At 67.6% G+C, this 23,250-nt stretch carries 34 protein-coding genes; 33 read left to right on the forward strand and 1 reads right to left on the reverse strand.

What is annotated here, in order from left to right:
* Window positions 1-3 precede the first annotated feature (3 nt).
* The 33 genes from rplB to KCG34_RS00650 all read left to right on the forward strand — a co-directional run bounded on the left by rplB (window position 4) and on the right by KCG34_RS00650 (window position 20,967).
* Window positions 4-840, forward strand: coding sequence for a 50S ribosomal protein L2 (gene rplB, locus KCG34_RS00490; RefSeq protein ID WP_211938458.1), 837 nt, complete (start codon window positions 4-6; stop codon window positions 838-840).
* A 2-nt stretch (window positions 841-842) separates the two neighbouring features.
* On the forward strand, window positions 843-1,121 hold the full coding sequence (gene rpsS, locus KCG34_RS00495) for a 30S ribosomal protein S19 (RefSeq protein ID WP_211938459.1): 279 nt from the start codon (window positions 843-845) through the stop codon (window positions 1,119-1,121).
* A 2-nt stretch (window positions 1,122-1,123) separates the two neighbouring features.
* A complete protein-coding gene (gene rplV / locus KCG34_RS00500) occupies window positions 1,124-1,504 on the forward strand; it encodes a 50S ribosomal protein L22 (protein WP_211938460.1) in 381 nt (126 codons plus the stop codon).
* Window positions 1,504-2,271: a 30S ribosomal protein S3 gene (rpsC, locus tag KCG34_RS00505; protein ID WP_211938461.1), complete on the forward strand. Its 768-nt coding sequence runs from the start codon at window positions 1,504-1,506 to the stop codon at window positions 2,269-2,271. Before rplV ends, rpsC begins: the two co-directional genes overlap by 1 nt.
* A gap of 10 nt (window positions 2,272-2,281) precedes the next feature.
* Window positions 2,282-2,710 (forward strand): 50S ribosomal protein L16, encoded by a 429-nt coding sequence (gene rplP / locus KCG34_RS00510; RefSeq protein ID WP_211938462.1) that lies wholly within the window; start codon window positions 2,282-2,284, stop codon window positions 2,708-2,710.
* Window positions 2,710-2,904, forward strand: coding sequence for a 50S ribosomal protein L29 (rpmC, locus tag KCG34_RS00515; RefSeq protein WP_211938463.1), 195 nt, complete (start codon window positions 2,710-2,712; stop codon window positions 2,902-2,904). Before rplP ends, rpmC begins: the two co-directional genes overlap by 1 nt.
* Window positions 2,905-2,916: 12 nt before the next feature.
* Entirely contained in the window at window positions 2,917-3,168 is a 252-nt protein-coding gene (gene rpsQ, locus KCG34_RS00520) for a 30S ribosomal protein S17 (protein WP_211938464.1), read from the forward strand.
* 19 nt (window positions 3,169-3,187) lie between these two features.
* Window positions 3,188-3,556, forward strand: a complete 369-nt coding sequence (gene rplN, locus KCG34_RS00525; protein WP_211938465.1) for a 50S ribosomal protein L14 — start codon at window positions 3,188-3,190, stop codon at window positions 3,554-3,556.
* A complete protein-coding gene (gene rplX / locus KCG34_RS00530; RefSeq protein ID WP_211938466.1) occupies window positions 3,556-3,873 on the forward strand; it encodes a 50S ribosomal protein L24 in 318 nt (105 codons plus the stop codon). Before rplN ends, rplX begins: the two co-directional genes overlap by 1 nt.
* Complete coding sequence (gene rplE / locus KCG34_RS00535) at window positions 3,866-4,426, forward strand: 50S ribosomal protein L5 (RefSeq protein WP_211938467.1); 561 nt, start codon at window positions 3,866-3,868, stop codon at window positions 4,424-4,426. Before rplX ends, rplE begins: the two co-directional genes overlap by 8 nt.
* A gap of 19 nt (window positions 4,427-4,445) precedes the next feature.
* Entirely contained in the window at window positions 4,446-4,751 is a 306-nt protein-coding gene (gene rpsN / locus KCG34_RS00540) for a 30S ribosomal protein S14 (protein ID WP_211938468.1), read from the forward strand.
* Between the two features lie 10 nt (window positions 4,752-4,761).
* A complete protein-coding gene (rpsH, locus tag KCG34_RS00545) occupies window positions 4,762-5,160 on the forward strand; it encodes a 30S ribosomal protein S8 (protein ID WP_211938469.1) in 399 nt (132 codons plus the stop codon).
* An 18-nt stretch (window positions 5,161-5,178) separates the two neighbouring features.
* Window positions 5,179-5,712, forward strand: a complete 534-nt coding sequence (gene rplF / locus KCG34_RS00550) for a 50S ribosomal protein L6 (RefSeq protein ID WP_211938470.1) — start codon at window positions 5,179-5,181, stop codon at window positions 5,710-5,712.
* A gap of 3 nt (window positions 5,713-5,715) precedes the next feature.
* Complete coding sequence (rplR, locus tag KCG34_RS00555; protein WP_211938471.1) at window positions 5,716-6,072, forward strand: 50S ribosomal protein L18; 357 nt, start codon at window positions 5,716-5,718, stop codon at window positions 6,070-6,072.
* A gap of 10 nt (window positions 6,073-6,082) precedes the next feature.
* Window positions 6,083-6,682, forward strand: coding sequence for a 30S ribosomal protein S5 (gene rpsE / locus KCG34_RS00560; protein ID WP_211938472.1), 600 nt, complete (start codon window positions 6,083-6,085; stop codon window positions 6,680-6,682).
* 12 nt (window positions 6,683-6,694) lie between these two features.
* On the forward strand, window positions 6,695-6,889 hold the full coding sequence (gene rpmD / locus KCG34_RS00565; RefSeq protein ID WP_211938473.1) for a 50S ribosomal protein L30: 195 nt from the start codon (window positions 6,695-6,697) through the stop codon (window positions 6,887-6,889).
* Between the two features lie 117 nt (window positions 6,890-7,006).
* Window positions 7,007-7,498 (forward strand): 50S ribosomal protein L15, encoded by a 492-nt coding sequence (gene rplO, locus KCG34_RS00570; RefSeq protein WP_211938474.1) that lies wholly within the window; start codon window positions 7,007-7,009, stop codon window positions 7,496-7,498.
* 158 nt (window positions 7,499-7,656) lie between these two features.
* Window positions 7,657-9,009: a preprotein translocase subunit SecY gene (gene secY, locus KCG34_RS00575; RefSeq protein WP_211938475.1), complete on the forward strand. Its 1,353-nt coding sequence runs from the start codon at window positions 7,657-7,659 to the stop codon at window positions 9,007-9,009.
* A complete protein-coding gene (locus KCG34_RS00580; protein ID WP_211938476.1) occupies window positions 9,006-9,572 on the forward strand; it encodes an adenylate kinase in 567 nt (188 codons plus the stop codon). Before secY ends, KCG34_RS00580 begins: the two co-directional genes overlap by 4 nt.
* A gap of 246 nt (window positions 9,573-9,818) precedes the next feature.
* A complete protein-coding gene (rpsM, locus tag KCG34_RS00585; RefSeq protein WP_211938477.1) occupies window positions 9,819-10,187 on the forward strand; it encodes a 30S ribosomal protein S13 in 369 nt (122 codons plus the stop codon).
* Window positions 10,188-10,199: 12 nt separating this feature from the next.
* The gene (gene rpsK, locus KCG34_RS00590) at window positions 10,200-10,589 is read left to right on the forward strand and encodes a 30S ribosomal protein S11 (RefSeq protein ID WP_211938478.1); all 390 of its coding nucleotides are present in this window, start codon (window positions 10,200-10,202) and stop codon (window positions 10,587-10,589) included.
* Window positions 10,590-10,661: 72 nt separating this feature from the next.
* Entirely contained in the window at window positions 10,662-11,678 is a 1,017-nt protein-coding gene (locus tag KCG34_RS00595; protein ID WP_211938479.1) for a DNA-directed RNA polymerase subunit alpha, read from the forward strand.
* A gap of 257 nt (window positions 11,679-11,935) precedes the next feature.
* Window positions 11,936-12,346, forward strand: coding sequence for a 50S ribosomal protein L17 (gene rplQ, locus KCG34_RS00600; RefSeq protein WP_211938480.1), 411 nt, complete (start codon window positions 11,936-11,938; stop codon window positions 12,344-12,346).
* A gap of 121 nt (window positions 12,347-12,467) precedes the next feature.
* Complete coding sequence (locus KCG34_RS00605; protein WP_211938481.1) at window positions 12,468-12,926, forward strand: VOC family protein; 459 nt, start codon at window positions 12,468-12,470, stop codon at window positions 12,924-12,926.
* Window positions 12,923-13,264: an ArsR/SmtB family transcription factor gene (locus tag KCG34_RS00610; protein ID WP_249138161.1), complete on the forward strand. Its 342-nt coding sequence runs from the start codon at window positions 12,923-12,925 to the stop codon at window positions 13,262-13,264. Before KCG34_RS00605 ends, KCG34_RS00610 begins: the two co-directional genes overlap by 4 nt.
* Window positions 13,261-13,725, forward strand: coding sequence for an SRPBCC family protein (locus tag KCG34_RS00615; RefSeq protein ID WP_211938483.1), 465 nt, complete (start codon window positions 13,261-13,263; stop codon window positions 13,723-13,725). Before KCG34_RS00610 ends, KCG34_RS00615 begins: the two co-directional genes overlap by 4 nt.
* A gap of 64 nt (window positions 13,726-13,789) precedes the next feature.
* Window positions 13,790-15,064, forward strand: a complete 1,275-nt coding sequence (locus KCG34_RS00620) for a TCR/Tet family MFS transporter (RefSeq protein ID WP_249138162.1) — start codon at window positions 13,790-13,792, stop codon at window positions 15,062-15,064.
* Between the two features lie 69 nt (window positions 15,065-15,133).
* The gene (locus KCG34_RS00625) at window positions 15,134-16,573 is read left to right on the forward strand and encodes a Do family serine endopeptidase (protein ID WP_211938484.1); all 1,440 of its coding nucleotides are present in this window, start codon (window positions 15,134-15,136) and stop codon (window positions 16,571-16,573) included.
* A gap of 46 nt (window positions 16,574-16,619) precedes the next feature.
* Entirely contained in the window at window positions 16,620-17,924 is a 1,305-nt protein-coding gene (locus KCG34_RS00630; protein WP_211938485.1) for a replication-associated recombination protein A, read from the forward strand.
* The gene (locus tag KCG34_RS00635; RefSeq protein WP_211938486.1) at window positions 17,921-18,700 is read left to right on the forward strand and encodes an RluA family pseudouridine synthase; all 780 of its coding nucleotides are present in this window, start codon (window positions 17,921-17,923) and stop codon (window positions 18,698-18,700) included. The genes KCG34_RS00630 and KCG34_RS00635 overlap by 4 nt, the downstream gene beginning before the upstream one ends.
* Complete coding sequence (locus KCG34_RS00640; protein WP_211938487.1) at window positions 18,697-19,182, forward strand: CC0125/CC1285 family lipoprotein; 486 nt, start codon at window positions 18,697-18,699, stop codon at window positions 19,180-19,182. The genes KCG34_RS00635 and KCG34_RS00640 overlap by 4 nt, the downstream gene beginning before the upstream one ends.
* Window positions 19,183-19,221: 39 nt before the next feature.
* Window positions 19,222-20,211, forward strand: coding sequence for an RluA family pseudouridine synthase (locus tag KCG34_RS00645; RefSeq protein WP_211938488.1), 990 nt, complete (start codon window positions 19,222-19,224; stop codon window positions 20,209-20,211).
* Window positions 20,212-20,244: 33 nt separating this feature from the next.
* Window positions 20,245-20,967, forward strand: a complete 723-nt coding sequence (locus KCG34_RS00650) for an ATP12 family chaperone protein (protein WP_211938489.1) — start codon at window positions 20,245-20,247, stop codon at window positions 20,965-20,967.
* Here the strand turns inward: KCG34_RS00650 and KCG34_RS00655 are convergent.
* Window positions 20,952-23,249, reverse strand: coding sequence for a tetratricopeptide repeat protein (locus KCG34_RS00655; RefSeq protein ID WP_211938490.1), 2,298 nt, complete (start codon window positions 23,247-23,249; stop codon window positions 20,952-20,954). The genes KCG34_RS00650 and KCG34_RS00655 overlap by 16 nt on opposite strands.
* Window position 23,250 lies beyond the last annotated feature (1 nt).

Here is a 23,250-nt window from a genome sequence, read left to right on the forward strand (position 1 = left end):
GCCATGGCCTTGAAGACCTTCAATCCGACTTCGCCGGGCCGTAGGTCCCTGGTGCTGGTCGACCGTTCCGAGCTGCACAAGGGCCGCCCGGAAAAGAGCCTGACCGAGGGCCTGACCAAGACCGGCGGTCGTGGCGGCGGCGGCCGGGTGGCCGTGCGCTTCCGTGGCGGCGGCGCGAAGAAGCTGTACCGCATCGTCGATTTCAAGCGTCGCAAGTTCGACGTGCCGGCGACCGTTCAGCGTCTCGAGTACGACCCGAACCGCACCGCTTTCATCGCCCTGATCAAGTACGCCGACGGCGAGCTGGCCTACATCCTGGCCCCGCAACGGCTGAAGGTCGGCGACGAGATCATCGCCGCCGAGAAGGTCGACGTGAAGCCGGGCAACGCCTCGCCGCTGCGCTCGCTGCCGATCGGCACGATCATCCACAACATCGAGCTGAAGCCCCTGAAGGGCGGCCAGATGGCCCGTTCTGCCGGGGCCTACGCCCAGCTGGTCGGCCGTGACGCCGGCTACGCCCAGATCCGCCTCGGCTCGGGCGAGCTGCGCATGGTGATGGACAGCTGCATGGCCACGGTCGGCGCCGTCTCGAACCCGGACCACATGAACGAAAGCCTGGGCAAGGCCGGCCGCGTCCGCCACAAGGGCCGTCGTCCTCACGTCCGCGGCGTCGCCATGAACCCGGTCGACCACCCGCACGGCGGCGGTGAAGGCCGCACCTCGGGCGGCCGCCATCCGGTGACCCCGTGGGGCAAGCCCACCAAGGGCCGCAAGACCCGCACCAACAAGACGACGGATAAGTTCATCATCCGCTCGCGTCACGTGAAGAAGGCTCGCTGAGCATGACCCGTTCGGTTTGGAAAGGCCCCTTCGTCGACGGCTACCTTCTGAAGAAGGCGGACGCGGCGCAAAGCTCGGGCCGCAAGGACGTCATCAAGACCTGGTCGCGCCGTTCGACCATCATGCCGCAATTCGTCGGCCTGACCTTCGGCGTGCACAACGGCCAGAAGCACGTTCCCGTGCTGGTCAGCGAAGACATGGTGGGCATGAAGTTCGGCGAGTTCGCGCCGACCCGCTATTTCCCCGGTCACGCCGCCGACAAGAAGGCCAAGAGGAAGTAGTCATGGGCCAGAAGTCTCAAGAACGTCGGCTGAAGCCGACCGAAGCCAAGGCCAAGGTGTCGAACCTCCGCACCGGCCTGCGCAAGCTGAACCTGGTGGCCCAGTCGATCCGCGGCCTGAAGGTGCAGCATGCGCTGAACGAGCTGGAGTTCAGCCACAAGCGCATCGCCAAGGACGTCCGCAAGGCGCTCTATTCGGCGATCTCCAACGCCGAAAACAACCATGGCCTGGACATCGACCAGCTGGTCGTGGCCGAGGCCTATGTCGGCAAGAACCTGGTGATGAAGCGGTTCGCCTCGCGCGCTCGCGGCCGCTCTTCGCGTATCGAAAAGCCCTTCTCGGAGATCACCATCGTGGTCCGTGAACTTGGTGAGGCCGCCTGATGGGTCAGAAAGTCAATCCGGTCGGCTTGCGCCTCGGCATCAACCGTACCTGGGACAGCCGCTGGTTCGCCGACGGCGAAGAATACGGCAAGCTGCTGCACGACGACCTTAAGGTCCGCAAGGAGCTGAAGAAGCGCCTGGGCCAGGCCGGCGTCTCGCGCATCATCATCGAGCGGCCGCATAAGAAGTGCCGCGTGACCATCTATGCCGCGCGCCCCGGCGTGATCATCGGCAAGAAGGGCGCGGACATCGAAAAGCTGCGCAAGGACCTGTCGGCCATGACCGACGGCGAGGTGCACCTGAACATCGTCGAAGTGCGCAAGCCCGAGACCGACGCCCAGCTGGTGGCCGAGAACATCGCCCAGCAGCTCGAGCGCCGCATCGCCTTCCGCCGCGCCATGAAGCGCTCGATCCAGTCGACCATGCGCCTCGGCGCCAAGGGCGTGCGGATCAACGTTTCGGGCCGCCTGGGCGGCGCAGAAATCGCGCGGATGGAGTGGTATCGCGAAGGCCGCGTGCCGCTGCACACCCTGCGCGCCGACATCGACTACGGCTTCGCTGAAGCCAAGACCACCTACGGCATCATCGGCGTGAAGACCTGGATCTTCAAAGGCGAGGTGCTGGAGCACGACCCGATGGCCCAGGACAAGCGCCTGGCCACCGAATCCGGCCCGGCCGGCGAAGGCGGCGGACGCGATCGCGACCGCGACCGGGGTGATCGTGGCGACCGCGGTGATCGCGGCGGCCGTCGTGACCGCGGAGCTTAAGGTTTAGATCATGCTGTCACCGAAAAAGACCAAGTACCGCAAGCAGTTCAAGGGCCGCATCCACGGGATGACCAAGGGCGGCGCCTCGCTGAACTTCGGCTCGCACGGGCTGAAGGCGGTCGAGCCGGAACGCATCACCGCGCGCCAGATCGAAGCGGCCCGCCGCGCGATCACCCGCCAGATGAAGCGCCAGGGCCGGGTGTGGATCCGCATCTTCCCGGACGTGCCGGTCACCGACAAGCCGGCTGAAGTCCGCATGGGCAAGGGCAAGGGCGCGGTCGAGTACTGGGCGGCGCGCGTCGCTCCCGGCCGTATCATGTTCGAGATCGACGGCGTGGCCGACGACATCGCCCGTGAAGCCCTGCGCCTCGGCGCGGCCAAGCTGCCGATCAAGACCCGCGTCGTCACCCGCATCGACGCTGGTGTGGAGCACGCCTGATGAAGATCGAAGACATCCGCGGTCTGACGACCGACCAGCTGGGCGAAGAGCTGCTGAAGCTGAAGAAGGAGCAGTTCAACCTGCGCTTCCAGGCGGCGACCGGCCAGATGGAGAAGACCCATCGCGTGAACGAGGTCCGCAAGGACATCGCCCGGATCAAGACGGTGCTGCGCGCCAAAGCCGCCGCGGCCTAAAGGAAGAAGACAATGCCTAAGCGAATTCTCGAAGGTGTGGTCGTCTCCGACAAGGGCGACAAGACCGTGGTGGTGAAGGTCGAGCGGACCTTCCTGCACCCCGTGCTGAAGAAGACTATCCGCCAGTCCAAGAAGTACCATGCCCATGACGAGGGCAATACGTACAAGGCCGGCGAAATCGCTCGCATTATCGAGTGCGCGCCCAAATCCAAGCTGAAGACCTGGGAAGTCCTGCCAAAGGCTGCCCCGGCCTCCGGCCAATAGTTCTGGAAGGTTCAAAGCCATGATCCAGATGCAAACTAACCTGGAGGTCGCCGACAATTCGGGCGCTCGCCGGGTCATGTGCATCAAGGTGCTGGGCGGCGCCGGTCGGCGTTACGCCAGTGTCGGAGACCTGATCGTCGTATCGGTCAAGGAAGCGATCCCGCGCGGCCGGGTGAAGAAGGGCGACGTGCTCCGCGCGATCGTCGTTCGCACCAGCCAGGGCATCAAGCGCAAGGACGGGTCGATGATCCGTTTCGACCGCAACGCCGCGGTGATCGTCAACAAGCAGTCCGAGCCGATCGGCACGCGGATCTTTGGCCCGGTTCCCCGCGAACTGCGCGCCAAGAACCACATGAAGATCATCTCGCTCGCTCCCGAGGTGCTGTGATGGCCGCGAAGATCAAGAAGGGCGATCGCGTCGTCGTGCTCGCCGGCAAGGACAAGGGCCGTCAGGGCGAAGTGCTGCAGGTGATGCCGAAGGAAGACCGCCTGGTCGTTCGCGGCGTCAACATGGTCAAGCGCCATACCCGCCCGAGCCAGTCCGATCCGCAAGGCGGCATCAAGCACAAGGAAGCCGCCCTCCACATTTCGAACGTCGCCTTTGTCGACCCCAAGTCCGGTGAACCGACCCGCGTCGGTTTCCGCATGGAAGGGGACAAGAAGGTCCGTTTCGCCAAGAAGTCCGGCGAGGTCATCGATGGCTGAGCAAGCTTATGAGCCCCGGCTGAAGTCCGACTATCGCGCCCGCATCCGCGCCGCGATGAAGGACCAGTTCGGCTACACCAACGAGATGCAGATCCCCAAGCTCGACAAGATCGTCGTGAACATGGGCATCGGCGAGGCCGTCGCGGACTCCAAGAAGGTCAATGCGGCGATCAAGGACCTGGCGGCGATCACCGGCCAAAAGCCGGTGCCGACCAAGGCGCGCACCTCCATCGCCGGCTTCAAGCTGCGCGAAGGCATGGTGATCGGCGCCAAGGTGACGCTGCGCAAGGACCGGATGTACGAGTTCCTCGACCGCCTGATCACCATCGCCCTGCCGCGGGTCAAGGACTTCCGCGGCCTGAAGCCGACCTCGTTCGACGGCCGTGGCAACTACGCCATGGGTCTGAAGGAGCACATCGTGTTCCCGGAGATCAATTACGACGAGATCGATCAGATGTGGGGGATGGATATCATCGTCTGCACCACGGCCCGCACCGACAACGAAGCGCGTGAGCTTCTGCGGGCTTTCCAATTCCCGTTCACGACGAACTGAGCGGGGGGAAAGAACAAAGATGGCCAAGAAAAGCGCGATGAACCGCAACGAGCTCGTCAAGAAGCTCGTCAAGCAATACGCCGCCAAGCGCGAAGCGCTGATGGCGGTCGCCAACGACCAGAGCCTGCCGCTCGAAGAACGCTTCGAAGCCCGGCTCAAGCTGGCGAAGCTGCCGCGTAACTCGTCGAAGACCCGCATCCGGAACCGCTGCGAAGTGACCGGCCGCCCGCGGGCCTTCTATCGTAAGCTGAAGATGTCGCGTATCGCGCTCCGCGAGCTGGGCTCGCAGGGGCAGATCCCCGGCCTCGTCAAGTCGAGCTGGTGAGGAGGGTTCGATGGCTGTGAACGATCCCATCGGCGACATGATCGCCCGTATCAAGAACGCTGCGATGCGCAAGCGCTCCAAGGTTTCGACGCCTGCGTCGAAGCTGCGCCAGCGCGTTTTGGACGTGCTGCAGGACGAAGGCTACATCCGTGGCTATTCGATCGTGCAGAAGCCCGGCGAATTCCCAGAGTTCGAAATCGAGCTCAAGTATTTCGACGGCGAGCCGGTGATCGCCGAGATCTCCCGCGTGTCCAAGCCGGGGCGCCGCGTCTATTCGTCGATCAAGGACCTGAAGCCGATCAAGAACGGCCTCGGGATCTCGATCCTGTCGACGCCCAAGGGCGTCATGTCCGACACTGCCGCCCGCGACGCCAACGTCGGCGGCGAAGTGCTCTGCCGCGTCTACTAAGGCGGAGAAAGGAACATCATGTCCCGGATCGGAAAGAAAGCGGTCGCGATCCCCGCCGGCGTCACGCTGACGCTGGACGGCCAGACCGTCACGGTGAAGGGCCCCAAGGGCCAGCTGTCGTGGACCATCGTCGACGAGATCGAGCTCGAGCAATCGGGCGCTGAACTGTCGCTGAAGCCGCGCGCCGACACGACGCGGGCCAAGGCCATGTGGGGCCTGTCGCGCACCCTGGTCGCCAACATGGTCCATGGGGTCACCCAAGGCTATGAAGAGACCCTGGAGCTGGTCGGCGTCGGCTACCGCGCCGCCATGAAGGGCCAGGCCCTGTCGATGCAGCTGGGCTTTAGCCACGAAGTCGACGTGCCGCCTCCGGCCGGCATCACCTTCGCCGTGCCCAAGCAGACCGAGATCAGGGTCGCCGGCATCGACAAGCAGCTGGTGGGCGAAGTCGCCGCCCGCATCCGTCGCATCCGTCCGCCGGAGCCCTACAAGGGCAAGGGCGTACGCTACGCTGGCGAAAACGTCCGCCGCAAAGAAGGCAAGAAGAAGTAAGCCATGGCGCTGTCACCTCGAGAATCCGCCAAGCGCAGAGCCGAACGCAACCGTCGCCGGCTCAAGTCCCTGGCCAATGGCCGCCTGCGGCTGTCGATCTTCCGCTCGGCCAAGAACATCTACGCCCAGGTCATCGACGACACCGCCGGTGTCACCGTGGCCCATGCTTCGTCGCTGGAAGGCGGCCGGGGCGCCAAGGGCTCGGACAAGGACGCCGCAGCCCGCGTGGGCAAGCTGGTGGCCGAACGAGCCATTGAAAAGGGCGTCAAGGACGTCGTGTTCGATCGCGGCGGCTTCATCTATCACGGCCGTGTAAAGGCCCTGGCCGACGCCGCGCGCGAAGCCGGCCTGAATTTCTGAGGAACCCAAGATGGCCCGAGGCGAACAACAACGCGGCGGCGAACGGCGGGACCGGCGCGATCGTCCGCAAGAAGAGCGTGCGGACAGCGACATCGTCGAGAAGCTGGTGCACATCAACCGCGTCGCCGCCACCGTGAAGGGCGGCCGCCGGTTCTCCTTCGCCGCCCTGATGGTCGTCGGTGACCAGAAGGGCCGCGTGGGCTTCGGTCACGGCAAGGCGCGCGAAGTGCCGGAAGCCATCCGCAAGGCGACCGAAGAAGCCAAGAAGACCATGGTCCGCGTGCCTCTGCGCGAATCCCGCACCCTGCATCACGACGGCCACGGCCGTCACGGCGCGGGCAAGGTGATGCTCCGCGCGGCGCCTCCCGGCACCGGCGTCATCGCCGGCGGCCCGATGCGTGCGGTCCTGGAAACCCTGGGCGTGCAGGATGTGGTCGGCAAGTCGGTCGGCTCGTCCAACCCCTACAACATGGTGCGCGCGACGTTCGAAGCCCTAAAGGCCCAGTCGTCTCCGCGCCAGATCGCCAACAAGCGCGGCAAGAAGGTCGGCGACATCCTGGGCCGTCGTCACGACGGCGCCTCGACCGCCGACGCCGCCTCGGAAGGCTGAGGAGCTTAAGCGATGTCCGACACCGCAAAGACTGTGACCGTCCGCCAGGTCGCCAGCCCGCTGCGCCGCAAGAGCGACCAGCGCGCGACCCTGGTTGGCCTGGGCCTGAACCGCATCGGCCGCACCAAGGTGCTGCCTGACAACGGCTCGACCCGCGGCATGATCAAGAAGGTCGCCCACTTGGTGACCGTAGTCGAAGAGGCCTAAAGAGGCTTCGCCAATCTATCCCGCGCCCATCTCCGAAACCTCGGGGGTGGGCGCAGTCTTTTGAAACCTGCCGAGTCGGGCCCAGCCCGGCGATGATCTCCAAGGAGAGGCTGCAAGATGACCAAGCTCAACGAAATCCGCGACAACGAAGGCGCTCACAAGGGCCGTCTGCGCGTCGGCCGTGGCCCGGGCTCGGGCAAGGGCAAGACCGCCGGCCGGGGCGTCAAGGGCCAGAAGTCCCGCTCGGGCGTGGCCATCGCCGGCTTCGAAGGCGGCCAGATGCCGCTGCACATGCGCATGCCCAAGCGCGGCTTCAACAACCCCTTCGCCAAGAAGCTGGTGGAAGTGAACCTGTGGCGCATCGAGCAGGCCATCGAGGCCGGCAAGCTGGACGCCAAGAAGCCGATCGACACCGCCGCGCTCCTGGCCGCCGGCGTGATTCGCCGCGAAAGGGACGGCGTGCGCCTCCTGGGCGAGGGCGAGCTGAAGTCCAAGCTGGACATCACCGTCTACTCCGCCTCGACCGGCGCGGCCAAGGCCGTGGAAGCCGCCGGCGGCAAGCTGACCACCACCGCCAAGGTGAAGGCCAAGGCCGAAGCGGAAGCTTGAGATCGGGATGGGCGGGCCTGATGGGCCCGCCGCCCATGACGCGACAATCGACATATTCAGGGCGACTTCGCGCTGCAAAAGCGCGGATGTTGCAATCAAGTCCTCGCCAGATGGGCCGCGAGGCCCTATCTGACGCCCGTCAGTAAAGGGGAGGGGCCATGGCCTCGGCCGCGGAACAGCTAGCCGCCAACATGAACTTCGGCGCCTTCCAGAAGGCGACGGAGCTGCACAAGCGCCTGTGGTTCACACTGGGCGCGCTGATCGTCTATCGGCTCGGCACCTACATCCCGATCCCCGGCATCGACCCTGCGGCCTTCGCCCAGGCCTTCCAGGGCCAGTCCAAGGGCATCCTGGGCATGTTCGACATGTTCTCGGGTGGCGCCGTGCAGCGCATGGCGGTGTTTTCGCTGAACGTGATGCCCTACATCTCGGCCTCGATCATCGTGCAGCTGATGGGCACGGTCTATCCGCCGTGGGAGAAGCTGCGCAAGGAAGGCGGCGAAGCCGGCCGCAAGCAGTTGAACCAGTACACCCGCTATCTGACGGTGTTTCTGGCCATCGCCCAGTCCAGCGGCATCGCCATCGGCCTGTCCAACAGCCAGGGCCTGGTGGACCAGCCCGGCCTGTTCTTCATCCTCTCGACGGTCGCGACCCTGACCGGCGGCACGTTGTTCTTGATGTGGCTGGGCGAGCAGATCACCGCCCGCGGCGTCGGCAACGGCGTTTCGCTGATCATCTTCGCCGGCATCGTCGCCCGCCTGCCGACCGGGGTCATGACCCTTCTGACCCAGGCGCGTACCGGCGCGATCCAGAGCTATATCCTGCCGCTGATCCTGGTGATGTCGGTGGTGGTGATCGCCTTCATCGTCTTCATCGAACGCTCGCAGCGCCGGCTTCTGATCCAGTATCCCAAGCGCCAGATGGGCAACCGCATGTTCGGCGGCGAGACCTCGTTCCTGCCGCTGAAGCTGAACACCGCCGGGGTGATCCCGCCGATTTTCGCCTCCAGCCTGCTGTTGCTGCCGGCGACCGCCATGGGGTTCCTGGTCAAGACCACCCTGCCGCCCTGGGCCCAGTGGGTGCCGACCGTGGTCGGCCAACTGCAGCACGGCCAGCCGACCTTCATGCTGCTCTATGCGGCGATGATCGTGTTCTTCTCGTTCTTCTACACCTCGATCGTGTTCAATCCCGACGAGACGGCGGAGAACCTGCGCAAGTACGGCGGCTTCCTTCCGGGCATCCGCCCCGGCAAGCGCACGGCCGAGTACTTGGACTATGTGCTGACCAGGCTGACCGTGCTCGGCGCGGCATACATCACCGCTGTGTGCCTCCTGCCCGAGATCATGATGTCGGCGATGCAGTCCAACCAGTTCGCCTTCGGCGGCACCTCGATCCTCATTGTGGTGACCGTGACCATGGACACGGTGGCGCAGATTCAGTCACACTTGCTCGCCCACCAGTACGAGGGGCTGATCAAGAAGTCTAAATTGCGCGGGGGACGCGGGCGTTGAACATCATACTTTTCGGCCCGCCGGCGGCGGGGAAGGGAACCCAGGCCAAACGCCTGGTCAGCCGGCGCGGCATGGTCCAGCTCTCGACCGGCGACATGCTGCGCGCCGCGCGCAGCTCGGGTTCCGAGCTGGGCAAGAAGGTCGCCGCGATCATGGACGCCGGCAGCCTGGTCTCGGACGAAATCGTCATCGCCCTGATCGAAGAGGCGCTGCCGGCGGCCGAGGCCGCGGGCGGGGCGATCTTCGACGGCTTCCCGCGCACCATCGCCCAGGCCGAGGCCTTGGACGACATGCTGGCCCGCCGCGGCTCGCGAATCGACCTGGTGCTGCGCCTGCGGGTCGACGACGCCAAGCTGCTCGACCGCGTGGCCAAGCGCTTCGCTGAAGAGGGCCGGGCGGACGACAATCCCGAATCGTTCAAGGTGCGCCTGTCGGCCTACAACGCCCAGACCGCGCCGCTGCTGCCGCACTACCTGGCCCAGGGCAAGCTGGTCGAGGTCGACGGCATGGCCACGATCGACGAGGTCGCGGCCGGCATCGACGCGGCCCTGGCTGCAGCCTGAACAGATACCGATTTCACCCGCATTCGCGCCCGCACAATTTGGGCGCGTATGTCCCTTCAACCACCCGCGATCTGAATGCGACAATTTTACGCGGCTTTCAGCATCGCAAGCATTGACGCGGGCGCAACCATCCCTATAACGGGGCGCTTCCGCGAAAGGGCGCGAAGGATGCGACGGCTAAATCCGCTGAGGCGGCAGGCCGGGCGCGCCTTTCGCGCTTAAGTGCGTGATCAGGAGATCTCGAGCGTGGCCCGCATAGCTGGCGTCAATATTCCGACCAACAAGCGCGTGATCATCGCGCTGCAGTACATTCATGGCATCGGCCAGGCCAAGGCGCGTGAAATCGTGTCCAAGGTCGGCATCGAAGATGCGCGCCGGGTCAACCAGCTGACGGACGCCGAAGTCCTTCAGATCCGCGAGACCATCGACCGCGACTACACCGTCGAGGGCGACCTGCGTCGCGAGACCGCCGTCAACATCAAGCGCCTGATGGACCTGGCCTGCTATCGTGGCCTCCGTCACCGCAAGGGCCTTCCGGTCCGCGGGCAGCGCACCCACACCAACGCCCGCACCCGCAAGGGCCCGGCCAAGCCGATCGCCGGCAAGAAGAAGTAAGGCGCACAGACCATGGCCAAGGAACCGGCTCGCGTCAAAAAGCGCGAGCGCAAGAACATCACTTCGGGCGTGGCGCACGTGAACGCCTCGTTCAACAACACCATGATCACCATCACCGACGCGCAAGGGAACACCATTTCCTGGTCGTCGGCTGGCATGATGGGCTTCAAGGGCTCGCGCAAGTCGACCCCGTACGCGGCGCAGATGGCCGCTGAGGACGCCGGCAAGAAGGCGGCCGAGCATGGCGTGAAGACCCTCGAGGTCAACGTCTCCGGTCCGGGTTCGGGCCGTGAATCGGCTCTCCGCGCGCTGCAGGCCGTGGGCATGACCATCACCACCATTCGTGACGTGACCCCGATCCCGCACAATGGCTGCCGGCCGCCCAAGCGTCGCCGCGTCTAGGTCGATCTATTCTATTTCGCCCGCCGGCCGCTCTGCGGCTGGCGGTCAAGCCGCGTTCGAGGGACTTCATCCGTGATTGAAAGAAACTGGAACGAGCTAATTCGCCCCGAGAAGCCGCAGATCGAGACGGGCGCCGACGCCAGCCGCAAGGCTCGCATCGTCGCTGAACCGCTCGAACGCGGCTTCGGCGTCACGCTCGGAAATTCCCTGCGTCGGGTGCTGCTGTCGTCGCTGCAAGGCGCGGCGGTCACCTCGGTGCAGATCGACGGCGTCGTGCACGAATTCTCGTCCATGCAGGGCGTTCGCGAGGACGTGGTCGACATCGTCCTCAACATCAAGCAGCTGGCGCTGCGCATGCACTCGGAAGGCCCCAAGCGGATGACGCTGCGGGCCACTGGCCCGGGCGCGGTCACCGCCGGCCAGATCGACACCTCGTCGGACATCGAGATCCTGAACCCCGACCACGTGCTCTGCACCCTGGACGACGGCGCCACCGTGCGCATGGAGTTCACCGTGCAGAACGGCAAGGGCTATGTCCCGGCCGAGATGAACCGTCCGGAAGACGCCCCGATCGGGCTGATCGCGGTCGATTCGCTCTACAGCCCGGTCAAGCGCGTCGCCTATCGCGTCGAGCCCACCCGCCAGGGCCAGAGCCTCGACTATGACAAGCTGATCATGGAAGTCGAAACCAACGGCGCGGTGTCGCCGGTGGATGCGGTGGCCTACGCCGCCCGCATCCTGCAGGACCAGCTGCAGATCTTCATCACCTTCGACGAGCCGAAGAAGAAGGCCGACGGCGAAGCCAAGCCGGAACTGCCGTTCAACCCGGCCCTCCTGAAAAAGGTCGACGAGCTGGAACTGTCGGTCCGTTCGGCCAACTGCCTGAAGAACGACAACATCGTCTACATCGGCGACCTGATCCAGAAGACCGAAGCGGAGATGCTGCGCACCCCCAACTTCGGCCGCAAGTCCTTGAACGAGATCAAGGAAGTTCTGGCGGGCATGAACCTGCACCTCGGCATGGACGTGCCCAACTGGCCGCCGGAAAACATCGAAGACCTGGCCAAGAAGTTCGAAGACCAGATCTGATCGAGCGTTCCGATCGAGACGACGAGGAGCCGGCCCGGGGTGACCCGAGGCCGGTTTCCTTTTTGTAGGAGCGCGAATTTTCGCCTTCGCTCGCCGGGAAAGAACCCAAGCCTTGTCCCGGCGATCTCGACAGACCCGACCGCGGGTCGTCGACATCCGGAACGGGCAGGGCCATGAGGCCTTTCGCCTTCGCGTCCGGATCAGCCTTTGGGGGATCGGCCGCCGCGTTGCTGCCGCCGGTCTCATGGAGAACGACCATGCGCCACGGCGCCGCCCATCGTAAGCTCGGTCGCACGACCAGCCACCGCACCGCCATGTTCGCCAACATGGCCGCGAGCCTGATCAAGCACGAGCAGATCGTCACCACCCTGCCCAAGGCCAAGGAGCTTCGCCCCTTCGTCGAGAAGCTGGTGACCCTGGCCAAGCGCGGCGATCTGCACGCCCGCCGCATCGCCATCAGCCGCGTCCGCGACGTCGAGCAGGTCGGCAAGCTGTTCGGCGTGGTCGGCCCCCGCTACAAGGACCGCAACGGCGGCTATATTCGCGTGCTGAAGGCCGGCTACCGCTATGGCGACAACGCCCCGCTGGCGGTGATCGAGTTCGTCGACCGCGACGTGGCCGAAAAGGGCAAAGACTCCGGTCCGGTGCAGGTGTTCGGCGAGGAATAAGCCTCACCGCCTGATTCAAGGCATTGCAGAACCCCCGGAGAGATCCGGGGGTTTTCGTTTGACCAAATGATTTCGATATGCGTTAAATATTTCATCTTGAGGCAATCAAATGGAGGCCCTCATGAGCGACATCGCCCGTCCCACCCTGTCCTCTGCGCTGAGCTACCAGAACCCCAAGGCCGCGCTGGAATGGCTGGAGGCCGCGTTCGGCTTCGAGCCCGAGCTGGTGATCCTGGCCCCTGACGGGTCCCTGGCCCATTCGGAGATGCGTTTCGGCGACGGCCTGATCATGGTCGGCTCGGAATGGAACCCGCGCGTCAAGAGCCCGCGGTCCGTCGGCGGCATGAACACCCAGTCCGTCCATGTGCAGCTGACCAGCGATATCGACGGCCACTGCGAGCGGGCCCGCAAAGCCGGCGCAACCATCGCCCAGGAGCCGGAGGACCAGTTCTATGGCGACCGCACCTATCGCTGTTTCGATCCGGAAGGACACCTTTGGACCTTCGGCCAGACGGTGAAGGCGATGACCGAGGAAGAATGGACCAAGGCCAGCGGCCTGACGGTGCAGCACAAGCTTTGAGCGTCGCGCGGCCCGATCTGGACCTGATCCTGGCGGCCCTGGCCGATCCCCATCGCCGCCAGGCGGTCGAGGTTTTGCGGCGCGGGCCCAGGCGCGCCGGCGACCTCGCCGAAGCCCTGGACCTGACCCCGCCGGCCATGAGCCGCCATCTGCGCACCCTGCGCCGCAGCGGGATCGTCGAGGAGGCGGGCGATCCGTTCGACGCTCGGGTGCGCATCTATCGTTTGAGGCCCGAACCCATGGCCGACCTGAAAGCCTGGCTGGAAGAGACCGAGCGGATGTGGGCCGATCAGCTGTTGGCCTTCCGCCAACATCTCGAGCGGAGCGCCAAGGGGTGAGTTCGAAGATCATCGTCGCCCTGCGCGTGCCCGCCAGCCCGGCGCGGGCGTTCCAGGCCTTCACCGAAGAGATCGCATTGTGGTGGCGGCCGCATCCGGTGTTCCCCTTCACCCCGCGCAGCCCGGGGAGCTTGGCCTTCGAGCCGGGGACGGGCGGCCGGCTGACCGAGACCCTGCCGAACGGCAAGGTGTTCGAGATCGGCCGGATCAGGGCCTGGGAGCCGGGGGAGCGGTTGGTGTTCGGCTGGCGCCAGGCGACCTTCGCGCCCGACCAGGACACCGAGGTCGAGGTCCGCTTCGAGGCGGTGGGCGAAGAGACCCGGGTCACGGTCGAGCACCGCGGCTGGGATAGCGTGCCGCAGGAGCATGTCGTCCGCCACGGCTTCCCCAACGCGCTCTTCCTGCGCCGGCATGGCGAGTGGTGGCAGGCGCTGCTGGGGTCGCTGAAACGGTCGGTCTGAAGTCGCGGTCCTCGCACCGCGAAGCCATCTTTGCTAGAAGCCGCCCGCAAACGGAGTTCAGGTCTTGGACGATCAGAGCGTCATAGAAACCGCCGCCGTCGCCGCGCCCGCGAAGGGGCCGCGCAAGGCTGCGATCGGCTTCATCTTCGCCGCGGCGGTGATGGATATCCTGGCGCTCGGGATCATCATCCCGGTGCTGCCGCAACTGGTCCGTCAGTTCACCCACGGCGACACCGCCCACGCGGCGCAGTATTTCGGCCTGTTCGGCCTGATCTTCGGCCTGATGCAGTTCGTCTGCTCGCCGATCATCGGCTCGCTGTCCGACCGCTTCGGCCGCCGGCCGGTGCTGCTGGTCTCGATCTTCGGCCTCGGCTTCGACTACATCCTGATGGCGCTCGCGCCGTCGATCTGGTGGCTGTTCCTGGGGCGCACCATCTCGGGCATGACCGCGGCCAGCTTCTCGACCGCCAGCGCCTACATCGCCGACGTCACCCCGCCGGAAAAACGCGCCAAGAGCTTCGGCCTGATGGGGGCTGCGTTCGGCGTCGGCTTCACCTTCGGCCCGGCCTTCGGCGGCTTCCTCGGCCACTATGACCTCAGGCTGCCGTTCTGGGTGGCGGCGGGCCTCGCCCTGGCCAATGGCCTATACGGCCTGTTCGTGCTGCCGGAATCCCTGCCGCTGGACCGGCGGGCGAAGTTCAATCCGCGCAAGGCTAACCCGATCGGATCGTTCGAGCTCTTGCGCTCGCATCCGCAGCTCCTGGGTCTGGCCTCAGTGCTGTTCCTCTACTACCTCGCCCACCAGGTCCTGCAGAGCACCATGGTGCTCTACACCGCCGAACGCTACCACTGGGGGCCGCAGATGATGGGCTTCAGCCTGATGGGCGTCGGCATCGGCAACATCCTGGTGCAGAGCTTCGTGGTCGGCCCGTTCGTCACCCGGTTCGGTGAGAAGGGCGCGCTCTACACCGGCCTGACCGCCGGCGCTCTGGGCTTCATCATCTACGCCACCGCCACCACATCGCTCCAATACTGGATGGGCCTGCCGGTGTTCGCCTTCATGGGCCTGGTCCAGCCGGGCTATCAGGGGCTGATGACCCGCCGGGTAAAGCCTACGGAGCAGGGGCGGCTGCAAGGCGCCAATTCCGGCCTGATGGCGATCGCCGGCATCGTCGGCCCGGTGATCTTCACCCAGGTGTTCGCTTGGTCGATTCACGCCAGCGGATTCGTCCTCGGGGAAGGGACCACGGTCTTCCTGGCGGCGGCTCTGCTGTTCATGGCGCTTTTCGTCGCCGTGAGCGTTACGCGGGAGGGCAGCGGCGTGACGGCGCAGGCCTGAAGAGGCTCCGCCATGATTGCGCCCGAAATCTTCGCAGTATCCCTCGCCGCAACCACCTACGGAGTGCGCATGCGCCCGCAACACCTTGCCCTGGCCGCCCTTTGCCTGCTGGCCGCCTGTTCGCGCCCTGCAGGCACGCCCAGCGCCCAGGGCCTGCCCGCCGCCCCATCCATGGCCGAGGCCGACCGGCGCGCGCCGGTCGACGCGGCGGCGGTGAAGATGTCCTACGCCCCCGTAGTGCGGAAGGCCGCTCCGGCGGTGGTCAACGTCTACAGCCGCCGCGTGGTGCGCCAGGCGGTCGATCCCTTCTGGGGCATGTTCGGCGGCGGCCTGGGCCTGTCGCGAGACCGCATCGCCCAGTCGCTGGGCTCGGGCGTGATCGTCCGCTCCGACGGGGTGATCGTGACCAACAACCATGTCATCGAGGGCGGCCAGGAGATCATGGTCGTGCTGGGCGACCGGCGCGAGTTCCCGGCCAAGGTGCTGATGGCCGATCCCCGCGCCGACGTGGCGGTGCTGAAGATCGACGCCGGCGCCGAGCGCCTGCCGGTCCTCGCTTTGGACGATCACGAGGACGCCCAGATCGGCGACCTGGTCCTGGCCATCGGCGACCCCTTCGGCGTCGGCCAGACCGTGACGAACGGCATCGTCTCGGCCCTGAACCGCACCGGGGTCGGCATCACCGACGTCGGCTACTTCATCCAGACCGACGCGGCGATCAATCCGGGCAATTCCGGCGGCGCCCTGGTGAACATGAACGGCGACATGATCGGCATGAACACCGCCATCCTGTCCCAGTCCGGCCAGTCCTCGGGCGTCGGCTTCGCCATCCCCGCCGCCCTGGTCAAGCGGGTGGTCGAGACCGCCATCGGCGGGGCCAAGAGCGCGCAGCTACGGCCCTGGCTGGGCCTGAAGACCCAGCCCGTGACCTCCGACATCGCCAAGACCCTGGGCCTGGACCGGCCGAATGGGGTCCTGGTCACCGATGTCTATCCCGATGGTCCGGGGGCCCGGGCCGGCGTGCGCCAGGGCGACTTGATCCTCTCGGTCGACGGCGCGCCGGTGCAGGACGAGGCCTCGCTGAACTACCGCGTCCTGACGCACAAGGCCGGGGACGAGATCGCCCTGCAGATCCGCCGCGAAAAGGGCGGGATGGAGACCGTGCGCCTGCGCGCCTCCTCGCCGCCGGCGGGGCCGGGCCGGGACGAGCGCCTGATCACCGGCCGCAATCCCTTCAGCGGCGCCACCGTGGTCAACCTTTCCCCCGCCGTGGCTGACGAGCTGGGCCTGGATCCCTTCGCAGCCGGCAAAGGGGTGTTGATCACCAAGGTGGAGGACGGGGTGGCCGCGGGTCTTGGCTTGCAGCCGGGCGATCTGATCAAGCAGGTCAACGGCCGGCCGATCGAGACCACGGCCCAGCTCCAGGCCGCGCTCGCCGCCGGCGGCCCGGTCTGGCGCATAACCCTGGTTCGCAACGGCCAGGTGCTGAACGCCCAGGTGCGGCTGTAGGGAGTTCGGTTTCCCGACTCCCGCCGGCTTCTGCTAGCGTGGGCGCATGACCGATCTGTTCCAAGCCGCCGGGCTGACGCCCGAGGCGCCACGCCCCCTGGCCGACCGCCTGCGCCCACAGAGCCTGGACGAGGTGGTGGGCCAGGATCACCTGTTGGGCGCTGGCGGCCCGATCCGGCGGATGGCCGAGGCGCACCGGCTGTCGTCCATGATCCTGTGGGGCCCGCCGGGTACGGGCAAGACCACCATCGCCCGCCTGCTGGCCCAGGCCTCGGGCTACGAGTTCCAGCAGATCTCGGCGGTGTTCTCCGGCGTCGCCGACCTGAAGAAGGCCTTCGAGACCGCCAAGGCGCGGCGGATCAGCGGCAGGGCGACCTTGCTGTTCGTCGACGAGATCCACCGTTTCAACCGCGCCCAGCAGGACGGCTTCCTGCCCTACGTGGAGGAGGGGACCGTCACCCTGGTCGGCGCGACGACCGAGAACCCGTCGTTCGAGCTCAACGGCGCGCTACTGTCGCGCTGCCAGGTCTATGTGCTGAAGGCGCTGGACGACGAGGCGCTGGAGAGCCTGCTGGCCAAGGCCGAGGTGCTGGAAGGCCGCGCCCTGCCGCTGGAGCCTGCCGCCCGCGCCGCCATGATCGCCATGGCCGACGGCGACGGCCGCTATCTGCTGAGCCTGGCCGAGACTCTGTTCAACATCGGTCCGGACGCCATCCTGTCGGTCTCGGCCCTGGGCCAGGTGCTGCAGAAGCGCAGCCCGGCCTACGACAAGGATCGGGAGGAGCACTACAACCTCGTCTCGGCCCTGCACAAATCCATCCGCGGCTCGGACCCGGACGCGGCCCTCTACTGGCTGGCGCGGATGCTGGCCGGCGGCGAGGATCCGCTGTTCATCGCTCGCCGGCTGATGCGCGCGGCTTCCGAAGACATCGGTGAGGCCGACCCCTTGTCGCTGCTGCTGGCCTCGGCGGCCAAGGATTCCTACGATTTCCTCGGCTCGCCCGAGGGCGAACTGGCCCTGGCCCAGCTGACCGTGCACCTGGCCTGCGCGCCCAAGTCCAACGCCGTCTACATGGCCTTCAAGGCCGCCCAGCGCGCCGCGGCCGAGACCGGCTCGCTGGGGCCGCCGGCCCATATCCGCAACGCCCCGACCAAGCTGATGAAGCAGCTCGGCTACGGCAAGGGCTATCAGTACGACCACGACGCCGAGGAGGGCTTCTCGGGCCAGAACTATTTCCCGGACGGGATGGAGAGGCGGGTGTTCTACCGGCCGAAGGGCGAAGGCTCCGAGGCGCGGATCAAGGAGCGCCTGGAGCGCTGGACGCAGATCCGGGCGGCGAAGGGGGGATGAGCGCCCTGACCCCCGACGAAATCGCCTTCGTCAAATCGCTCGTCATCCATCAGGACGAGCACATCCTGGCCCTGAACAAGCCGTCCGGCCTCTCCAGCCAGGGCGGCCGGGGGCAGGTGCATACGCTGGACGAACTCCTCGCCGCGTTCGCCAAGGCCAGCGGGGTCAAGCCGCGGCTGATCCACCGGCTGGACCGCGACACGTCCGGGGTGATCCTCACCGCCCGCACCAAGCCGGCCGCCAGCATGCTGGGCAAGGCGATGATGGGACGCAGGTTCAGGAAGACCTATCTCGCCATCGTCACCCCCGGCGCCCCCGAGCCGCCGCAGGGGCGCATCGAGGCCTTCCTGCGCCGCGACGAGGAGGGGCGCGAGGCCTTCATGCGCGTCTGCTCGCCGGATCATCCCGACGCCGAGGCCGCCCGCAGTCTCTACCGCACCCTGGCCAAGGGCGCGAGCGCGGCCCTGGTCGAGCTTCGCCCCGAGACCGGGCGGATGCATCAGTTGAGGGTCCACCTGGCCTCGATCGGCCGGCCGATCGCCGGTGATCCGCGCTATGGCGGCGCGCTGATGCTGGCCGGGCGACCGGTTCCGCGGCTGATGCTGCATGCGGTTTCGCTGGAGTTTCCCCACCCCGCCGGCGGCCGTTTTCGCCTGACCGCGCCGCCGCCGGAGGATTTCTTGGCCCTGGCCGAGGCGGCGGGTCTGGGTCCCCTCGAAACCTTTGCCGCTTCTGCGGTATTCATAGACGGGGGCATGGCTGGAGAACGCCGATGAGAAGACTTCTTTTGGTTGTCTGCGCCACGGCCCTCCTGGCCGCCTGCCAGACCACCCCGACCGTCTATGCGCCCGCGTCCGGGCCGCAGTCGGCGGGCTATTCGGAATCGCCGATCGAGAACGACCGCTGGCGGGTCACCTTCCGAGGCCAGCCGGGCACCGACGCCACGCGGGTCTATAGTCTCGCTTTGCAGCGCGCGGCCGAACTGACCCTCAGCAAGGGCTACGACTGGTTCCGCGTCACCGAGCGCTCCGGCGGCGCGGTGGGCGGCGGAGGGCCGGTGGTTTCGCTGGGCATAGGCGGGGCCAGCTTCGGCCGGCACAGTGCGGTAGGCGCCAGCGGATCGACCGGCTTCGACCTCGGCGGCGGCCCGGCCTATGTCGCCACCATCGAGATCCTGATGAACAAGGGCCCGACGCCCCGCGAGCCCGACGCCTATGACGCCCGGCAGATCCGGGCCACAGCCGGCCAGCCATCCTAGGCTCTTTGAGAAACAGCCGCGCCGTCGCATAAGGCGCGGATGAAAGAAGTGAAGATCCTGCACGTGGCGGCGGGCGAGGACGGCAGCCGGCTGGACCGATGGTTCAAGCGCCGCTGGCCGCACCTGAACCACATCCAGCTGCAGAAGCTGACCCGCTCCGGCCAGATCCGCGTCGACGGCGGACGTGTCAAGCCGGACACGCGCCTGGCGGCTGGTTCGGAGGTGCGCGTGCCGCCCCTGCCGCATGCGCCGGACGCCGACGAGCGAAAGGGCGGCCTGTCGCCCCGCGACATCGCCTATGCCCGCTCGCTGGTGTTGTACGAAGACGATCAGGTTCTGGCGCTGAACAAGCCCTCGGGCCTGGCGGTCCAGGGCGGGACCAAGACCACCAAGCACATCGACCGCCTGCTGAGCGCCTGGGGCGAGGGGCCGGAGCGGCCGCGCCTGGTGCACCGGCTGGACCGCGACACCTCCGGCGTGCTGCTGTTGGGCAAGACCCCGGTAGCGGCCGGGCGACTGTCCGGCGCCTTCGCCAAGCGGCGGGCGCAGAAGACCTATTGGGCGATCGTCGCCGGCGCGCCCAAGCCGCCGGAGGGGGTGATCGAGCTGCACCTGGTCAAGCGCGGCGTCGGCGACCGCGAACTGGTGGTGCCGGCCGACCCCAAGGACCCCAACGCTGATCCGGCCGAGACCGAATATGTCACCGTATCGCGGGCGGCCCAGCGCGCGACCTGGATGGCCCTGCGGCCCCACACCGGCCGCACCCACCAGCTGCGGGCGCACATGAAGGCGATCGGCCATCCGATCCTGGGCGACCCCAAATACGGCGATGAGAAATCGGCGGAGCTGTCCGAGGGGCTGAAGCTGCAGCTACACGCCCGCCGGGTCAGCCTGCCGCATCCCGGCGGCGGCATGCTGGTGGTCGAGGCGCCGTTGAGCCCGGAAATGGAAGCCGGCTTCGCCAAGTTCGGCTTCGACGAGCACGAGGCCGATCCCGAGCCCTTCGCCGCCAAGCCCAAGCGGCGGTAAGCTGCCCGCGTTCCCTTCTAAGAGCCTCCAGCGATGTCCATTCCCACCGACCGCCTCGAGCGGCCCAAGCGTTTCTACAAGAGCGCCGCCGCCGGCCCCCTGGACGAGGGCTTTGGCGTGCTGCTGGACGCCCGGCCGCTGCGCACCCCCGCCGGCGCGCGGCTGATCGCGCCGACCCAGGCCCTGGCCAGCCTGATCGCCGAGGAGTGGGGGGCGCAGGCCCAGGTGATCGACCTCGACCGGATGCCGGCGACGCGGCTGGCCTTCACCACCCTCGACCGGGTGGGCGAGGCCCGCGCCGAGGTGGTGGCCGAGGTCGTGCGCTATGCCGGCTCGGACCTGCTCTGCTACCACGCCGATGCTCCCGCGGCCCTGGCCGAGCGTCAGGCCAAGGCCTGGGGGCCGATCCTGGACTGGGCGCGGCACGGGTTGGGCCTCGATTTCACCCCGACCGAGGGCATCGTCCACCGCGCCCAGCCGGGCCCGACCCTGCGCCGGGTCGGCGACCTGGCCGAGGCTCTGGACGATTTCCAGCTCTCGGGCCTTGTCTTCGCCACCGCCCTCTACGGCTCGGCGATCCTGGCCCTGGCCGTGCAGCGTGAGCGCCTGACAGCGGAAGACGCCTACGAATTGGCGCGACTGGACGAGGCCTTCCAGGAGGAAAAGTGGGGCCTCGACGAGGAGGCCGCCGCCCGCGCAGAGCATCACCGCGGTGACGCTCGCATGATCGGCGGCTGGTTTCAGGCCTTGGCCTGACCTGAGCGCCAGTCGTCCGCCATGGCCTCGAACACGCCGTCCCAGTCGCCGACCGAGGGCTGGCGCCAGACGCGGACGGACGGATACCAGGGGCTGATCTCGCCCTTCGTCAGCCAGCGCCAGTCGCAGACCGCATTGACCGCCAGCCAGACCGGCGCGCCGATCGCGCCCGCCAGATGGACCACGCTGGTGTCGCAGGCGACCACCAGGTCCAGGGCCTGGATCACCGCCGCGGTGTCGGCGAGGTCGCCGGCGTCGTAGGCTGCGCCCAGGGTCGCGACCTCCATGCCGGCGGGCAGGGCGTCCAGCTGTTCCAGGCCATACTGTTTCTGCAGGCTGATCAGCGGCGCGCCGACGGCGCGGGCCAGGGGCGCGAAGGCCGCCAGCGGGATCGAGCGGCCGCGGTCGACCTTGGCGGTGACGTTGCCGCTCCAGACGACGCCGACGCGAGGCGCTGGCCGCGGGAAGGCGCCGTCGATCCGCTTGCGCCACGCCTGCGTCAGCACCGGATCGGGTTCGAGATAGGGCGTGGGGCCAGGCAGACACTCTAGGGTCACGCCCAGGCGGTGGGGCAGGCTGAACAGGGGCGCATGGAAGTCGGCGGGCGGCACGGGATCGGTGGGTTCGATGTAGCGCGCCACGCCGCCCATGCGGTCGACGAGCCGCCCGGTCGCGCCATGCGCCTCCAGTACGACCTCGGCGCCCAGGGCCGCGACCTGGGGGACGAAGCGCAGGCATTGTAGGACATCGCCCAGGCCCTGTTCGCCGTGCAGCAGGATGGTCTTGCCGGTCAGGTCCTCACCGCGCCACAGGGGCATGGGATAGCGGGCCTCGTCGCGGCGGCGGGACGGGGCGCGCAGGCGGTGCTCGAAGCCCTCCCAGCCCTCGGCGTAGCGGCCGAGCTGCAGGCGGACCACGCCCAGATTGTAGTAGGCCTCCCAGGTGTCGCCGCGAAGGGTGGTGGCCTTGAGATAGTCGGCCTCGGCCTCGTCGAACCGGCCCTGGCGGAAGCGGACTACACCGAGGTTCACATGGCTCTGCGCCGACAAGGGGCGCCGCTCGGCCGCGATCAAGAGCGCCGCCTCGGCCTCGGCGAAGGCGCCCTTGGCCATCAGCGCCTGGCCCAGGGCGGAATGGCCAGCGGCCAGGTCCGGCTCCAGCGTCAGGGCTTGGCGGGCGGCGGCCTCAGCCTCGTCCGCGCGATCCAGCTCCGCCAGGACGGCGGCCAGAGCGGCGTGGGCGGGGGCATAGGTCGGATCCAGCGCGATAGCGCGGGCCTGGACGATCGCGGCCTCCGGGAAATGGGCGTCGTAGGCCAGGGACAGGCCGAGATTGTGGTGCAGCAGGGCGTCGCCGGGCGCTAGCCGCATGGCGGTCTCGTGCGCCGCCAGGGCCTCGTCGGGGCGCTGCAGGGCGCTCAGCATGTTGCCGCGGTGGGAGTGGGCCTGGGCCAGGCGCGGCTCGAGGGCGATGGCCCGCTCATGCGCTGCGAGGGCCTCCGCTGTGCGGTCGAGTTCGCCGAGCAGCAGGCCGTAGTTGTAGTGCGCCAGGGCCGATTGCGGCGCGAGCCGGAGGGCGAGGGCGAACCCGGCCTCGGCATCGTCGTAGCGCTCCAGCCGGCGAAGCAGCGCGGCGCGGTTGGCGTGGGCCTCGGCGTAGGCGGGATTGAGGGCGATGGCGCGGTCATAGTGCGTCACCGCCGCGGCCATGTTGGGGGTGGTCTGGTCGGCTGCGAGGGCGTTGGCGAGGTTATATTCGGCGGCGGCGAGGTTCGGATGGGCGGCGAGCAGCGCCGTCAGGACGGCGATGGCCTCGTCGCGGCGGCCAAGCTCCAACAGCACCACGCCGAGGCTGGCCTGGGGCTCGGGCCTGGCTGGGTCCAGGCGGATCGCTGTCTGAAGCGCTTCCGTAGCCTCTGTCCGGCGGTCTTGGGCATAGAGGGCAGCGCCCAGGTTCCCGTAGGCCATGGCGAGGCCGGCGTCTATGGAGAGGGCCAAGCGGCAGGCCTGTTCGGCCTCCAGCGGGCGGCCGAGGCCGAGCAGGGCGTTGGCCAGGTTGCTGGCGTAGCTGGCGTCGGACCTGAGCGCCAGGGCGCGGCGGATCAACTCGGCGCTGGCCTCCAGCCGTCCGCGCTGCTGTTCGGCGACGCCCAGCAGGTGCAGGGCTTCGGCGTGGTCTGATTGGAGTTTGAGTATCTCAGCATAGGCCGCGGCGGCCTCGTCGATCCTGCCGGCGCGGTGCTGGGCCAGGGCGTCGGCCAGGCGCTGGTCGATCCCGCTCACG

Origin of the sequence: Phenylobacterium montanum (assembly GCF_018135625.1) — a bacterium.
Lineage (GTDB): Bacteria > Pseudomonadota > Alphaproteobacteria > Caulobacterales > Caulobacteraceae > Poindextera > Poindextera montana.